The sequence below is a fragment of the Sulfurimonas marina genome (assembly GCF_014905095.1).
Taxonomy (GTDB): domain Bacteria; phylum Campylobacterota; class Campylobacteria; order Campylobacterales; family Sulfurimonadaceae; genus Sulfurimonas; species Sulfurimonas marina.
The window spans coordinates 2,106,053-2,120,201 of sequence record NZ_CP041165.1; the positions used below are offsets into that span (position 1 = coordinate 2,106,053).

The following is a 14,149-nucleotide window of genomic DNA, read 5'->3' on the forward strand; positions in this document are numbered from 1 at the left end:
ATTATCATTATAATATATTTTAAAGGTATAAAGGGCTAGTATTATGATATCAATTATCAAAATACTAAGGAGTTACCTATGAAAACAAACCTCACGCTCCCCCTTTCTATCATCTTAAATGAGAGTTACGGAGCTGCTTATGAGCCTATTATATCTCTTGATACAATGGAGATTTACGGCTATGAAGCTTTAAGCCGTTTTCGTCATGAAAACAAAAATGTACCTCCCGATCAGTTCTTTAATGCGATCCATGACGATACGGAAACGTTTTTCCATTTTGAATCGATACTAAAACGTTTTCAACTCGATAATCGTCCCAAAGGATACAGACTATTTCTCAATCTTGATCCCCACGTAGTTTTAAACAACGATCATGTAGAGTACTGGGTACGCCTTTTTACGACACACGCAGATATAGAACTGGAGATCATAGAGAACTCGCACGATCACAATTTGCCTCTTATAGAGGAGTTTATGGGTTGGATGGACCAACACAACATCTCTTATGCCTACGATGATTTTTTAAAACCTAACACACTCTTTTTTACCTCTTTGTTTCACAGGGCAAAAACTATCAAGCTTGATCTTGACGTGATCAATAAGATCAAAAAAGATTATGCCTACATAGATGTAGCCAAAGGGATTGTAAACTATGTAAGAAGCTCAAAACGTTTGAGTCTGCTCGAAGGGATAGAGACAAAAGAGGATCTTGAGATCGCCAAAGAGCTGGGAGTTGATCTGATTCAAGGGTACTATTTTCAAGATCAGTTTATCAAAAAATGGCATCAAGATATTAATTGATAATGAATATCAATTCTATTTAAGCTTTCTTTCGTTACAATTTTGATATCAATTATCAATAAGGAAAGAAAATGTTTGAAATAGAAAATAAAAAAAACATTGTAAAACTTAGTGGCAAACCTTGCTAAATAAAACTTTATTGTAACAACTTAAAAAAGGAGGTTATATATATTAAAAAACTAATGATAAATACAAGAGTGACATACATGAAGATTTTTATGTCATGGCATCTATTTTTATGAAGGTTGTTTTGCTCAGAAACATCAAATAGATGCCAAATCAGTTATAAACGCGGCTATTTCTCCTAAAATACATAGTCAAAATTTAGTTAATAAAATTCAAAAAATTCAAGGCTATTTGCATACCTCTCATACAAGGTATGCAAATCTTTTCTCACTTTATCTATTGTAACACCTCAACTTCATCACAATCTACATCTTTTTTCAGCAGATACCCTTTAGGTATTTTATTTACCGTAATAAGCAGATCAAGCTCTTCAAAAAACTTTATGTGTCTTGAAACTGTTGCATACCCTGCACCTACTCTCTCCTCTTTAAGTTTTTTAGAGATAAACTCTATACTCACCGGATAACTTTGCGCATGTAAAATTTTCAGTACACGCTCACGTTGATCGGAGTAGCGCAGTCTGTTTTTCTTGATATGGTCATAGATAGAAGTTCTAAATTTTGTTAAACTAGCTCGCCCTTTAGCACTGATATATAACATCTATTTTTCTCCTTTTAAGGTGCCAACGGTTCTAAAAGATGCTCGTAACGTTTATCTGTCAGAGTTCTTAAGAATGCTTCAAGAGCACGTATCTTCTCATCACTTAATGCCTTTGTATCGCTCAGCTTTTCATGGTTGATCGTTGCATTGTAATCATTTGCATCCCAAGGTTCAAATGTTTCCGGATTTATCGGATGATCTCCCTGTCCTGCCATATGATCGTAAAACTCCAGTACTGTACGCAAATTTTGAAATACTCCGTTACTCATATATGGTGCAGTGATTGCCACATTTCTAAGAGTCGGTACCTTTGTTTTTCCATAATGAGCAGGGTCATTCACAGTTCCTCCAAGTCCTAAAAAGGTTGCATTTGCATCTTGAAGTCCTAACTCTGCACGTCTCTCCATCGCTGTAACATTTCTAGGCGTGCCTATGTTTTCAAACTCATAGTTGGTAAAAAGCTCATGCTTGGAAGCTTCGCTTTGAGAGTTCAGTGTATGACACAGAGCGCAGTTTGTATTGTTCTCCGAGAAGAAAAGGGAGTACCCGAGTATCTCGGCATCGCTCCAGTTATCAGCTTCATAACACTCACTTGTAAGTCCGCCGTTTTCCTTACACTCCAAAAAGCGATCGTACTTGGAATCAAACGGTGCAAACAGCTCCGTTTTTTCAAACTTCCCGATCGCCTCACGCATCGCCTCATAAGAGCTATTCACATCATCGAAAATATCTGCACCGTACAGTGTTTCAAACGCCTCTAAATATTGCGTATTCTCCTTGATGCGATCGATTACCGCACTCTTATCGCTCATCATCATCTCCGCACCGTCAAGCGGCGGCCCCCCGGCCTGAACTTTCAATGTTGCTGCACGACCGTCGTGAAACTGTCCCCCGATATATACACCGTTTTGCTGTGAAAACTCAGGAGAAAACTGTGCATACGCAGCTGTCGGGGCATTGCGCCCTCCAAGACTTAGCCCGTCATCACCCACGGAGAATGCTCCGTGAACAAAGATACTTTGATCAACACCATCCTCTGCAAAACGCGCATCTACAAATCCATGCTCTGGATCGTGACACGTTGCACAAGATGTCCCGCGGTTTAATGAGAGGTTTTGATCAAAAAAGAGTTGCGCGCCCAACTCCTCTTTTGTGATGCTTTGCTGAGCGGGTATCTGCTCACCGCCGCCCCCGCCGCAACCGCTAAGTACAAACGTTGCCGCGCTTAATAAAACTACAGAATACTTCATCATATTTCCTTAGAAAATAAACCCTAAAGATAAAGCAAAAGAGTTTTCATCGGCAAGTTTTGCATCAACTCCGTAGTCTCTCACCTTATAGTTTGTTTTAAGTACTACACGCGGATCGGGATAGTAAGCAAAGCCTCCCGTATATTCGAAAAAGCGATTGTTATCTACATATTGTGTTTTTGAAGATGCATCCATATCAAGACGCTCAATTTCACCTACAAGGTAAAACTCTCCCGGCAGTTTAAAAAGATTAAAGATGTCATACCCTAAAGTGATATACTGTCCGTTTACACGGTTTGAGATACCCGTATTTGGCAGTTGTTCGTAATCTCCCCCTAAAGCTCCGTAACTTGCAAGGGCCTGAATATCAAAACCGTTCTTTTTATAAGAGGCATGTATCTCAGCCATTGTGATTGTTACATCCGCATCACCCGTGTGTCCTGTCGTAGTCCCAGGCTTTGTCTCCTCTGCAATACCAGAAGTTCCGTAAAGAAATGAACCTCCGATATTTACTCCACTGCTAAGATCATAAGAAAGACGCGTTACAAATGAAAAATCATCCGTAAACTGACGAGCTCCTAAACGTCCCTGCTGTATAAAAGTCCCTTCTGTAAAACTTCCTGCATCGGGAGATGTAACTACACCTGCATAATATTCAAAGTTGTCAATCGTTCCATGTGCAAGTACACCGTTTGTATGCCAAGTTGAAGGGATAATAAGTGTCTCAACTACCGGACGATCCGCTGTTAAAAACGATGTCGGTTCATGGTTCAGATTTGTAAGCCCCATCGGTGTAAGTATATGCCCTACACGAATGTTGAAACTCGGATCAAGTAAAAAATCTAAGTATGAGAACTCTACGATTGCATACTTGTAGTTTTTAGTATTGTCGCTTCTAGCCCCTCCGTCTTCAAACTCTATCTCCGTATTCATAATAATGTAGTCGTTAAATTTGTAACCGATGTAAGGTACAAAACGAACAATGTTAAACTCACCTTTATTACGGGTTTCGTTTGCCGTATCACTTGAATAGTTTTTAAAATCGTTGTACTTGGTATATTTATACTCTCCATATCCCCCTATACTCAAACCATCCTGTGAAAAATAAACTTTCGATGCCGCACCACCCATAGCACTAAAACTTTCATACTCTTGTACATCTTTGTAGTTCAGTGCACTTAACTCATTCAATATAGATTCATTTGTAGCGCTCTGCTCACTTTTTATCTGCTTGATCTCTTGTTTTAATAACTCTAACTCTTTTGCTAACTCTTCGTTTGTAGCTCCATATACCAAGGCGTTACATACACCTAAACTAAGCAATATTTTTTTCATATTTTTCTCCATTTAAAATTGATACAAACGGCTCATATAAAACTTCTAAAACCGTTGTATGTTTTACATCCGCGCCGAAAACCAGTTTCGAAGTAGATTGTGTGACGTAATATGTTTTAAACATCTGATCCCAGATACTCAAAACACTCCCATAGTTTGTGTTCATACTTTTTTTTGCATGATGCAGCTGATGTAAAAAAGGTGAGATCACAACTCTCTCTAAAACTCCGTAACGAAGCGGAATGTGAGAGTGACGCAAATTACTCCCCGCCATCCCGAAAATAAATGTGATCGCATTCATTCCTGCTATCTCCACTACACCTATATTTGCACCGAAAAAGTAGATAAATATCCCCGTAACTGCCCCTACACCAAGAGCGTAACGCAGTCCAAAAAGGATATTTTCCACCGGATGGACACGGTAAAAAGTAAGCGGGTTTAACACTTCGGCTGAGTGATGCACCCTGTGAAACTTCCAAAGCAAAGGGGACTCATGCATAAAACGGTGAAGCCAGTAACGTGTAAAATCATTTACAAGAAAAACACTCAGCGTATATCCGATCACTACCCAGAGTTTTTCAACACTGAAGTGGATATAACCAAACTGCTCCTGTAAAAGAAACACCGTCTGGAGTGAAATATCTTTTGAAGAGAGTATGAAAGGTAAAATCAACCCTATTTTTATTGCACTCACAACTACAAAATAACCGTAGTCAAGTTTTGCACAATGGTGCAGTAATACCCCTTTTGTAAAGTAGCTTTTTATCTCGGGATTAAAACGTATATAGATAACCGAGATCAAAAGAGCACTTAACAGGTAAAGCCAATAGATTCTCTGTGAGGCAGAAAAAAAGTACTCAACTCCAAGATACTCCATCTTTTAGTCACCGTCTGCTTCAATAATGTCTTGTGTAAAATTGAGTGCATTGATAAGTGCCGTATAGTTGTTTTGCAATGCATTGAGATCAACATAAAGGGTATAGACCTTCTCATCTGTTAAACTATCACTCAAAGAGCCCTCTATACCCGCACATATAGTGCGAAGTTCAACAAGCTTACTCTCGATTGCCTCAGCTTCGCTCGTTGCACCCCCTATGATAGCAAGCTCCTTAAACCCTGAGTCCATAAGCTCCTGATGTGCTGCTAAAATAGAGTCTATTGCCTCTAGAGAGTATCTGCTGTTATAGTACTCGAGCCTTGCTGCATCGGGGTTATCTTTATACTTTAGAGTAAAACCGGCACCGTCACCCACACGCCACTCTTTTGTTTTATATGCCGAATCTACAAGCTGGTTAACAACTACACTGATAGCGCTATCGCTATCTTCTAAAAATGCACTGTTTTGCTCATAAAACTCATTGATAGTTTGCAGATTAGCTGCAATATTTTGTGCCATAATGATAGCTGCTTGTGTGCGTCTTTCATCGAAACTTGCCAAGAGCGTAGTTTGTTCTTCATTAACGCCAAAAAGTATGTATTCAAGTGCCGTTATACTTCTATATAAGTTTTTCACGGCAAGTGCATCGGCAATAGGATCACTGCCTGATAAGATCAGATCAAGTTCAGCCACAAGTTCACTGTTTGTTATAGAGTGAAAATACTCTAAATAACGGGGAGGGTCTTGCATAATATTTTCATACTCGTCAGCTACATAAAGTGCTTCAACTTTTTTATAACTACTTACAAGTTCAAGAAACTTCTCTTGGGCATTTTGCAAATCTGCTACAGAGTTATTCACATCCTCAAGTAATACTGCAAGTTCTTGGGCTTGCGTATATGTCTGGTTTGCATCTTCTTGTAAAAGTGCATATATAAAACTCAGTGAGCTCTCTATATCTGAAGTGAACTCTCCGCTCTTTAGCCCGTTTTCACCGTCATACGCATTATCACCGTTACATCCGATGAAAAACAATATCAATGCGAGTACACTTATTATTTTCAATCGTAACTTCATTATATTCCTTTTAAAAACTCTAAAAGAGTCTCTCTTTGTTTTTTATCTAGCTGTCTAAAAGCCTCTTTTTGAGCCTGTGCCTCACCTCCATGCCATAAAATAGCCTCAGAGATACTCTTTGCACGTCCGTCGTGTAAAAGATTCAATTCACCTGAGACCTTTTCATATAAACCAATCCCCCAAAGTGGCGGTGTACGGAACTCATTTGCTTCGGCTTTAAAAATAGTGTGCCCATCACCAAGTCTCTCACCCATATCATGGAGTAAAAAATCGCTGTAAGGGTGAATCTCAACCCCTTTTTCTGTAGTAAAACTATCTACATGACACTTCACACATCCAAGCTCATCAAAGAGCTCTTGGCCCTTTTCAAAACCACCGATTCTTCTCTGAGCAGGGATTTTAAGTGTTTTGAGATAGTAAGTGATCGCATCAAGCCTTTCCATCGGAAGGTCAAACCCTCCACGCCCTTTTGGAGCTTTTAAACACTCCTCTTGTTTATCCGTGCAGTTATCACTTGGATAGAGTGGGTTTGAGAGCCCCATATCGTTATGAGCTGCATTTGCACTCTGGTGTTTTACGGTAGCCGAGGCTGCTTTCCATGTAAAGCGTCCAAGTGCAGTTGTATTTGTCTCAGGGTTATATACCCAGTTAGCCTTGCCGGAGATCCCGTCTTTATCTTTATCATCAATATCTTCATTTTTTAGGATCTCTTCGACCGCAATATCTTCAATAGCACCGAGTCCGATAAGAGCAAGGGCGATGTGCGGTGCAACGTTAGCATCCTGCTGTATTGCTCCGTATTGCAAGTTTTTTAGCTCATAATGAGGCTCATGGAGTGTATAGGTCTCACCGTCTTCAAAAGCTCCTTTTCTCTCTACATAAGAGAGTGCTACACTTCCCTCATACTTTACATCGCTCACTCCGTTAAAACTGAGTTGCCCTCCATAAGTGGGTTCTGGAATAAAACCGTTTCTCAACATCAAGTCATTATTAAGCTTTTTTTCCGATGGAATCGAGAGACGCATCACTAACGATCTGTGAATATTTCCATCTTTATCAAGGGCTATCCCTGCACCGTTATGCGGATGGCAATGTATACAAGTGTTTGCTGAAAACAGAGGTCCTAAACCGTCACGAGCCGTAGTTGCCGAGGGTGCTTCCACCCACGGGATTTTAAAGAAACTTTTTCCAAGGATACGGTAATCCTCATCCTCATGGGAGAGTTTTACCGCTTTAGTAAAAACATGCTTGCTTTTATCTTGTGTATAAATTGCAGTTGTATCTTGTGTTGCTCTGTCGCTGCTACAAGCTGCAAATAAAAATCCGGTTAGTGTTAAGGTGGTTGTCACTCTCGGCATGGTTCTATTCTTTATTTTGTTACGTCTGTCTCTTCAGAGTCAGTTACGTCATCTTCACTTAACGTAATACCGAATCTACCTGCAACATCCACCATTTTATCCCCAAGATCACGCATATCGTAGTGTGCGTATTTCACATTATCTTGGTTTGAGTTACCGTTTTTGATCTGATAATCAAAGTGGTAAGCACTTTTTGCAACACTGTCGATAGTCCCTACTCTTGTATCTATACTAGCTATCAGCTGATCGATGCTTGACTTATCTTCTGCACTTAGTTTCGAGTAGAAGCTTGTCCCTTGAGAACTCCCTTTGTACACCCCTTTTAATACATTTACAAAACCTTGATAGTTTGTTGCAATATCTCTGTGTGTATTATCTGAGAAACATGAATGTTCATCCTCTTCACTCGGTGTATACACCGCAACTGCCATACGCTCGTTTGCCAGTTCAGATTTTATAAATACACCCATCCCTGCAAAAATATCTCTAAGTGCATCATCGGCAGCTATATTTTTGGCTGCATCATCACCGCTTAACTCACCTAAAAGTGCCCCGCGGTAACACCCTACACCTGTTGTACAGTTTGTCTCAGAACTTACCCATGCAGCAAGTGTATTGTTAAGGTCCTCTACTAAAAGATCACTTGCTGCATCAAGATAATCAAGACGACGATCTGCATTTGCAGCTGATGTAAAGTCAGTTAATGGACGCTCACCTGCTGCTAAAGCACCGTTTGTGATCGTGTCGTCTACAAAAGAATTATAATCCTGGTCTTGTCCCCAAAGTAAAAACTCAATCGCATGGTATCCGGTTGCAACGTTTGCATCTCCACCGTTTTCATTTAACGCAGCTAGTGCCTCTTTTGTAATGTTTGTTACATCTACAGAGCTTGCTTCACTTCCGCTTGGTGTAAATACTCCTGCCGTATCGATAATATTTCCGCTTGTTTCGTTTCCGTCCGCATCAGTTGTATAATCAATCATATTCTCATCCAGAGGCCATGCATTCATCTGCCCCTCTGGTGCACCGTAAAGAGTTAATACCCAGCCCTCTTCTGCGTCAACCGGACCGTTTGATAGACGGAAAATCTCTGTTGTTCCGTATGATTCACGAGCACTAAGCCATGCTGTTTTTGCAGTAGCCAAATTTTCTTCCGTCGGACTTGCCTTGAACGTATCTATAGCACTCTGTAATGCGATCGCATCATTTAAAGCATCCGTATAGTTTGCGAGAGCAATATCTGCATATGTTGTCAGTACCTCTTTTTTCTCTGCCGCACTTATTGCTGATGCACCTGTATCTGAAGAGTCAGATCCTCCACCGCCACATCCAACAAAAGATAAGGCACTTACAAGAGCTAAACTCCCTACAATTTTTTTCTCCAATTTCATCTTATTTCCTTGATATTGATATTGATTATCGAAATACTATCAAAATCAAACTTTCACAATCTTTATATTGATAATCGTTATTAATATAAAGTTAAGTATTAATGGAATTTTGCTGTTTTATATGCTTAAATAGAAGATAAATTTAGCTTGGTAGGTGTTATTTTATTGGAAATATCATTTAGGGGAACAGTATAGATGTAGAGTTTTTATATCTTGTTACTCTTAAAACTACGCAGTATCATTGTTTAATGATCGTTGCATATTCTTCAAAGTTTTTGCTAATGAAGAGATCTCTATCTGTAGTAATTAAGATATATCCCAGAGGTTTTTCATCTAAAAACTGTTTTGCTAGTGCATAAGGCATAACCGATACAGCTGTTGCGTAAGCATCAAGATCACTGCTGCTAAGATCAGAGATCAAGGTAATAGAGGCAAAAGTTTTTTCACTTTGACGAAGATATGGACTTATAAGGTGGTTACTCTTTTTTGAACCTACATAGCGACGGTAGTTCCCGCTTGTCGTAATCCCGCTAACGGGCTTTTTTGTTTCAATCTCAAATAGTTGCTCCTCGCTAAAAGGATTCTGCACACCCACTTTGCAACTCCCGATGCAACGGATATCACCGCTTGCAGCCACTATCGCTTTTTTCACGCCCTTATTTATAAAAAACTGTGTTGCCTTTTGGACACCGAACCCTTTTCCCATACCGCCGAGGTCTATCTTTATCCCTTTATTTATCTGTGCACTCTCCCGATTAAATTTCAAACCGGAAAATCCAACTTTTGCACTTTTTAATAGTTGTGGATGGGGGATGAACTCTCTGTTTTCTCCGAAACGGTAAAGGCCTTTTGTGATCGAACCTATTGTTATATCGAAATAGCCGTGGGTAGAGTGATAATACTGTTGTGAGAGTTTTAAGGCCTCATAAGTGAAAGGGTGTAGTTTTACAAGATGCTGATGATTGAGTTTATAAATATCCCCTTCAGGCTTGTAAGAGGAGAGTGCATAATCAACTTCACGGATAATCTTAAAACCCTCATTAATCAGCTCTTCATGATCGTCTAAAGTGATACTTACCAGTGTACCCATATGCACTTGTGTACGGGTTTGTGCAGACAAAACAACACAAAAGAGAAAAAGAAGCAGACTAAGTAGTTTCAATTTTAAAGTTTTACCGCTTTATTTCGTGTCTCTTTAGCTTTATATAAAGCTTTATCGGCTCTTTTGAAACAGCTTCTTTCTTTATCGCCATCCAAAATCTCCGAAACCCCCAGACTAATAGTAATTTTCGGCAGATACGGATCTTCAAAGTTTTCAACAAGCAGGCGCAGCTCTTCAGCCTTGCGATAAGCTGCATCGATATCCGCTTTTGGAAGAAGGATAATAAACTCTTCCCCACCCCATCGTGCAAATATATCACTGCTTCTGATGTGTTGGTTTATAAGCTTTGTAAACTCGATAAGTACTTTGTCTCCGACATCATGACCATAGTTGTCATTAACCTGTTTAAAATGATCAATATCTAATAAAATAATTGAAAGTCTTTCCCCATTTTTATGCTTGTCAGTATAAGCCTGTTTGAGCATAGTGTTAAATATCTGTCTATTATAGATATCTGTTAAGGGATCTTTATAAGCAAGTTTTTCCAGAATCTTTCTTTCACTCTCAAGTGAAGTGATATCTGTAAAAATAACTACATACGTTTTTTCATACTCTTCTAGTTTTCCCACAGAAACTTCAAAAGCTTTTCCTTCACCCTGGTTGCTAACCATAGATACTTTTACACCCTCTTTCTGTCTGTAGATATAGTCTACCCACAACTCACCATCTTTAAGATCTTTTAGTGAAAAAAAGCCGTCATATTCTATAAAAAGATGACAGACACATTTACAAAGTGTTTGAAGCTGTTCTAATGATTCAAGGCCTAAGAAATCTAAAAAACTTTTATTTGAAAGCAGAATTTTTTCCCCATTAGTGACTATCAAAGGGTTTGGAATAATATCAATAGTAGTTAAAAATGTTGAATTATTTATCATGTAATATTATGACATTTCATAGCTTAAAACCCATACTTTTCTATATTTTATATAAGAAATTAAAATATTAATACAGTTTAAGGAAAGAGAATAATCGTATTAAAATAAAAAGTGGAAAATTTAAATAAGAGGGAAAAAGTACTAAACCCAAAAAGTGGGTTTAGTGTATGATTATGCTAGTGCAGCTTTAGAAGCTTCTACTACTTTTGTGAAAGCAGCAGCATCATTCATAGCCATATCAGCAAGAATTTTACGGTCAAGCTCGATGCCAGATTTTTTAAGCCCGTTCATGAAAGTTGAGTAGTTCATACCGTTTAAACGACATGCAGCATTGATACGGATGATCCATAATTTACGGAATTCACGTTTCTTTTGCTTACGGTCACGGAACGCATACATCATTGAACGTTCTAATTGTTCCTTAGCTTTTCTAAAGTGTTTACGACGACCACTATAGAAACCTTTTGCTAATTTTAATATTTTTTTGTGTCTTCTTCTACGAACAACACCAGTTTTTACTCTTGGCATATTATTTCCTTATATTTCTTTACCCAGCTACTTATGCAGTCAAGGTGCCACTACTTTGGTGGACTTGCCCAACCATTATGTTGGAGATATGTTAAATCAACTAAAATTAGTTAATCATAGCCTTAATGTTTTTTTCGTCAACTTTAGCAACTACTTTAGGAGTATTTTGCTCACGACGAGTTTGTGCATCTTGTTTTGTTAAGATGTGGCTTCTAAACGCAGTACCACGTTTAATTTGACCATTTTTCTTAACTTTAAAGCGCTTAACAGCACCTTTTACCGATTTCATTTTTGGCATCGATGGCTCCTTTGTAAAATTTCCGCTATATTTCGGAACGCGAATTATACCAAATTTTTTCTAAATTTTTGTTATACTTTGTATATGAATTCAATTAACCATATAAAAAAAGCGCTCAAAGAGCTTGATGAAGAGGTAGAGAAAATACTGCTGGATTGGGATATACCCCTCAATGAAAAAGATAATCTTATGCTGCCTATTTTACAACAAAAAAAAGTTTTAACACAGACATTGGAAGACTTGGAATATCTACGAGACAATCCACCCACACCAAACCAACCGTGTGGCATTTCCAAATACAGAGAGGAGTAGTTTAAAATTACTCATATCTCTCCTCAACCATTTTATCAAGTAATGCAAACAATTTATTACTCGATTCTTCCATCTCGGCAAAATATTCAATAACTTTATCTTTATGTTTCATTACTGAATGATTTTTGATAAATTCAACATTTTTTAGAATATCCTTATGAATATTAATATGCGGCTCTTCAAGTTTTGCGTAAGAGTTTGTATGTGAGTAATCATCTTTACCGCGTCCATAGTACCACTTAGAGAAACTACAACTATCATGCTGACTCTCCATGAGGTCATTCATTTTCTCATTTAACACCGATGAATATGCAGCATTTTTATACACGATATGATTTATCTTAATTGTTGTTACACGGTTAGAACTTTTAATAAAAGAAGCAATTTTTGCATTACTATCAGCATTTTTGTTTACATCTTCCAATGTTGTTTTCAGCTCTTGAATCCCCTCATTTGATTCAACGGCGATAGTTTCAATCTCTTTTGAGATCTCGTTAATTCCATCCGCTTCCTGCTGCAGTGATTTTGTTGTCACTGAGATCTCGGCAGTTGCACGCTGTGTACGCTCTGCCAACTTTCTAACTTCATCGGCAACTACCGCAAATCCGCGTCCATGTTCACCTGCACGGGCTGCTTCAATTGCAGCATTGAGTGCAAGCAGATTTGTCTGATCTGCAATATCTTTGATAAGGTCTAAAACGGAAGTGATATCGTTTGTTTGTGCTGAAAGGGTTTCTATCGCTTCAGTACTGCTGATAATAAGGTTAGCTAAATGTTCAATTTTGACACTTAGCTCATCAATTAGATTTAAACTTCCTTTAGCTTCATCAGCCATCAACTGTGAGGAGTCAGCAACTTTTCGAATATTTTGTAAACTCGTCTCCATCGCATTTTGAATCTTGTGAAGACTCTCTTGCATTCCACCTCCAAGTTCACTAAAACGAGTTCCAAGTTCCCCTTTTACCTTTGCATTGTGTCCGAGTATTACCCCTTCAACTCCCTGAGCTACTAAATGCGCATTTTGTTTAAAAGCACCTTTTAAACCGTGCGGGTCTACATTTCTATGTTCTAAACCTTCATTAGCAGCATCTATCGAAGTTTTTGTCTCCCTCATAAATGCTTCTGTTTGATCAAGCATATTATTAATAGACCATGCAGCTTCTCCAAGAGGATCTGATTTGTCAATACCCGTTATCCTGCTGTCCAACCTACCGTTTGCTGCATCTTTAACGACGCTAAGAAGTTTTTCAAATAGTTGTTTATCTACTTTAATTGTATTGTGATCTGAACCAAACATTAGAGACTCCCATTTTGAATTGTATTAATAAACTCATCATATGAAACACCGCGTTCATTCAGAAGGTTTGTCAAATACTCTGAAGAAGCTTCTATACCACCCCTTTGCTCCTCTTGCAAAAGAGTTTTGTAAAGCTCGATCACAACACCAAGATTTTTCTCATTTGGCTTTCTTCTTACTGAATAATATCCGATGATATTATGGTTTTCATCTACAGATGCCGTTACATTTGCATACACCCAGTAGTAACTTCCATCTGCTGAAAGGTTTTTTACATACGCAAAAATCTCTTTTTGATTTTGTACACGTTCCCATAACAACTTAAAAATTAAACGGGGCATATCAGGGTGCCTGATGATGTTATGCGGTTGCCCAAGCAACTGTGCTTCACTAAGCTTTGACAACTGCATAAAGATCTCATTACAATAGGTAATTTGTCCCTTTAGATCAGTTTTAGAGACAATAAAATCATCTTCATCCATAATAAGTTCATGATTTGTAGGAGTTACATTTTTCATACATATAAACCTTTATTTTCTCAAAATTTGTTCATTATATTGTAATGAAATAAATAATAAGAATATTTCTAAAAAAAGATGTTTTATTGTTTAAGATTGTTACTTTTAGTATAAGAAAAATAAATAGTCTGCACATAGAAGGGCTAAAATTATATTTACTCTTTTTAGGTTTTGTTGATTGTATTAGTAAGTTGTTATTTTGGAAGTTTTTTAATGAAGGTGCCCCTCCCCAGATCCCTGCGGCACATAGGAGTACAAGGTGTGCTGCTGTGTTCCCACCCTGACACATTGTCTCGTAAACCCATTGCACAGGTCTAAAGAAGAGCGCCGGAATTATACCCTAA

14 protein-coding genes, 1 other RNA gene and 1 pseudogene are annotated in these 14,149 nt (G+C 38.3%); 2 read left to right on the forward strand and 14 right to left on the reverse strand.

The features are described 5' to 3' along the window. Positions 1–78 precede the first annotated feature (78 nt). A complete protein-coding gene (locus FJR03_RS10730) occupies positions 79–801 on the forward strand; it encodes an EAL domain-containing protein (RefSeq protein WP_193113496.1) in 723 nt (240 codons plus the stop codon). A gap of 402 nt (positions 802–1,203) precedes the next feature. On the opposite strand, the gene FJR03_RS10735 is transcribed toward FJR03_RS10730, so the two are convergent. The 11 genes from FJR03_RS10735 to rpmI form a co-directional block, all read right to left on the reverse strand. After that, entirely contained in the window at positions 1,204–1,527 is a 324-nt protein-coding gene (locus FJR03_RS10735; RefSeq protein ID WP_193113497.1) for a transcriptional repressor, read from the reverse strand. A gap of 14 nt (positions 1,528–1,541) precedes the next feature. Further along, the gene (locus tag FJR03_RS10740) at positions 1,542–2,777 is read right to left on the reverse strand and encodes a cytochrome-c peroxidase (protein ID WP_193113498.1); all 1,236 of its coding nucleotides are present in this window, start codon (positions 2,775–2,777) and stop codon (positions 1,542–1,544) included. A gap of 9 nt (positions 2,778–2,786) precedes the next feature. Beyond that, on the reverse strand, positions 2,787–4,112 hold the full coding sequence (locus tag FJR03_RS10745) for a hypothetical protein (protein ID WP_193113499.1): 1,326 nt from the start codon (positions 4,110–4,112) through the stop codon (positions 2,787–2,789). Then, positions 4,093–4,989, reverse strand: coding sequence for a sterol desaturase family protein (locus tag FJR03_RS10750; protein ID WP_193113500.1), 897 nt, complete (start codon positions 4,987–4,989; stop codon positions 4,093–4,095). The genes FJR03_RS10745 and FJR03_RS10750 overlap by 20 nt, the downstream gene beginning before the upstream one ends. A 3-nt stretch (positions 4,990–4,992) precedes the next feature. After that, entirely contained in the window at positions 4,993–6,066 is a 1,074-nt protein-coding gene (locus FJR03_RS10755) for an imelysin family protein (protein ID WP_193113501.1), read from the reverse strand. Further along, entirely contained in the window at positions 6,066–7,424 is a 1,359-nt protein-coding gene (locus tag FJR03_RS10760; protein WP_193113502.1) for a di-heme oxidoredictase family protein, read from the reverse strand. The genes FJR03_RS10755 and FJR03_RS10760 overlap by 1 nt, the downstream gene beginning before the upstream one ends. 11 nt (positions 7,425–7,435) lie before the next feature. Continuing rightward, a complete protein-coding gene (locus FJR03_RS10765; RefSeq protein WP_193113503.1) occupies positions 7,436–8,815 on the reverse strand; it encodes an imelysin family protein in 1,380 nt (459 codons plus the stop codon). A 238-nt stretch (positions 8,816–9,053) separates the two neighbouring features. Beyond that, entirely contained in the window at positions 9,054–9,977 is a 924-nt protein-coding gene (locus tag FJR03_RS10770) for an FAD:protein FMN transferase (protein ID WP_226962124.1), read from the reverse strand. 2 nt (positions 9,978–9,979) lie between these two features. Then, positions 9,980–10,852, reverse strand: coding sequence for a GGDEF domain-containing protein (locus FJR03_RS10775; protein ID WP_193113504.1), 873 nt, complete (start codon positions 10,850–10,852; stop codon positions 9,980–9,982). A gap of 171 nt (positions 10,853–11,023) precedes the next feature. Beyond that, positions 11,024–11,380 carry a 50S ribosomal protein L20 gene (gene rplT, locus FJR03_RS10780; protein ID WP_193113505.1) on the reverse strand — a complete coding sequence of 119 codons (357 nt, stop codon included), beginning with the start codon at positions 11,378–11,380 and terminating at the stop codon, positions 11,024–11,026. A 106-nt stretch (positions 11,381–11,486) separates the two neighbouring features. Further along, positions 11,487–11,678: a 50S ribosomal protein L35 gene (gene rpmI, locus FJR03_RS10785; RefSeq protein ID WP_193113506.1), complete on the reverse strand. Its 192-nt coding sequence runs from the start codon at positions 11,676–11,678 to the stop codon at positions 11,487–11,489. 84 nt (positions 11,679–11,762) lie between these two features. On the opposite strand from rpmI, the gene FJR03_RS10790 reads away from it, so the two are divergent. Beyond that, a complete protein-coding gene (locus tag FJR03_RS10790; RefSeq protein WP_193113507.1) occupies positions 11,763–11,990 on the forward strand; it encodes a hypothetical protein in 228 nt (75 codons plus the stop codon). A gap of 7 nt (positions 11,991–11,997) precedes the next feature. Here the strand turns inward: FJR03_RS10790 and FJR03_RS11910 are convergent. From FJR03_RS11910 to ffs, 3 genes and pseudogenes are all read right to left on the reverse strand, one after another. Next, positions 11,998–12,678 (reverse strand): annotated as a pseudogene (locus FJR03_RS11910) (methyl-accepting chemotaxis protein); the annotation flags it as partial. A gap of 608 nt (positions 12,679–13,286) precedes the next feature. Then, on the reverse strand, positions 13,287–13,805 hold the full coding sequence (locus tag FJR03_RS10800; RefSeq protein ID WP_193113509.1) for a PAS domain-containing protein: 519 nt from the start codon (positions 13,803–13,805) through the stop codon (positions 13,287–13,289). 223 nt (positions 13,806–14,028) lie between these two features. After that, an RNA gene (ffs, locus tag FJR03_RS10805) (signal recognition particle sRNA small type) lies at positions 14,029–14,126 on the reverse strand. Between the last annotated feature and the right edge of the window lie 23 nt (positions 14,127–14,149).

What these genes read in the sequence shown, in the direction of transcription:
- FJR03_RS10730 (WP_193113496.1), top strand. Translation starts at nt 79, where the DNA reads ATGAAAACAAACCTCACGCTCCCCCTTTCTATCATCTTAAATGAGAGT.
- FJR03_RS10735 (WP_193113497.1), bottom strand. Translation starts at nt 1,527, where the DNA reads ATGTTATATATCAGTGCTAAAGGGCGAGCTAGTTTAACAAAATTTAGA.
- FJR03_RS10740 (WP_193113498.1), bottom strand. Translation starts at nt 2,777, where the DNA reads ATGAAGTATTCTGTAGTTTTATTAAGCGCGGCAACGTTTGTACTTAGC.
- FJR03_RS10745 (WP_193113499.1), bottom strand. Translation starts at nt 4,112, where the DNA reads ATGAAAAAAATATTGCTTAGTTTAGGTGTATGTAACGCCTTGGTATAT.
- FJR03_RS10750 (WP_193113500.1), bottom strand. Translation starts at nt 4,989, where the DNA reads ATGGAGTATCTTGGAGTTGAGTACTTTTTTTCTGCCTCACAGAGAATC.
- FJR03_RS10755 (WP_193113501.1), bottom strand. Translation starts at nt 6,066, where the DNA reads ATGAAGTTACGATTGAAAATAATAAGTGTACTCGCATTGATATTGTTT.
- FJR03_RS10760 (WP_193113502.1), bottom strand. Translation starts at nt 7,424, where the DNA reads ATGCCGAGAGTGACAACCACCTTAACACTAACCGGATTTTTATTTGCA.
- FJR03_RS10765 (WP_193113503.1), bottom strand. Translation starts at nt 8,815, where the DNA reads ATGAAATTGGAGAAAAAAATTGTAGGGAGTTTAGCTCTTGTAAGTGCC.
- FJR03_RS10775 (WP_193113504.1), bottom strand. Translation starts at nt 10,852, where the DNA reads ATGATAAATAATTCAACATTTTTAACTACTATTGATATTATTCCAAAC.
- rplT (WP_193113505.1), bottom strand. Translation starts at nt 11,380, where the DNA reads ATGCCAAGAGTAAAAACTGGTGTTGTTCGTAGAAGAAGACACAAAAAA.
- rpmI (WP_193113506.1), bottom strand. Translation starts at nt 11,678, where the DNA reads ATGCCAAAAATGAAATCGGTAAAAGGTGCTGTTAAGCGCTTTAAAGTT.
- FJR03_RS10790 (WP_193113507.1), top strand. Translation starts at nt 11,763, where the DNA reads ATGAATTCAATTAACCATATAAAAAAAGCGCTCAAAGAGCTTGATGAA.
- FJR03_RS10800 (WP_193113509.1), bottom strand. Translation starts at nt 13,805, where the DNA reads ATGAAAAATGTAACTCCTACAAATCATGAACTTATTATGGATGAAGAT.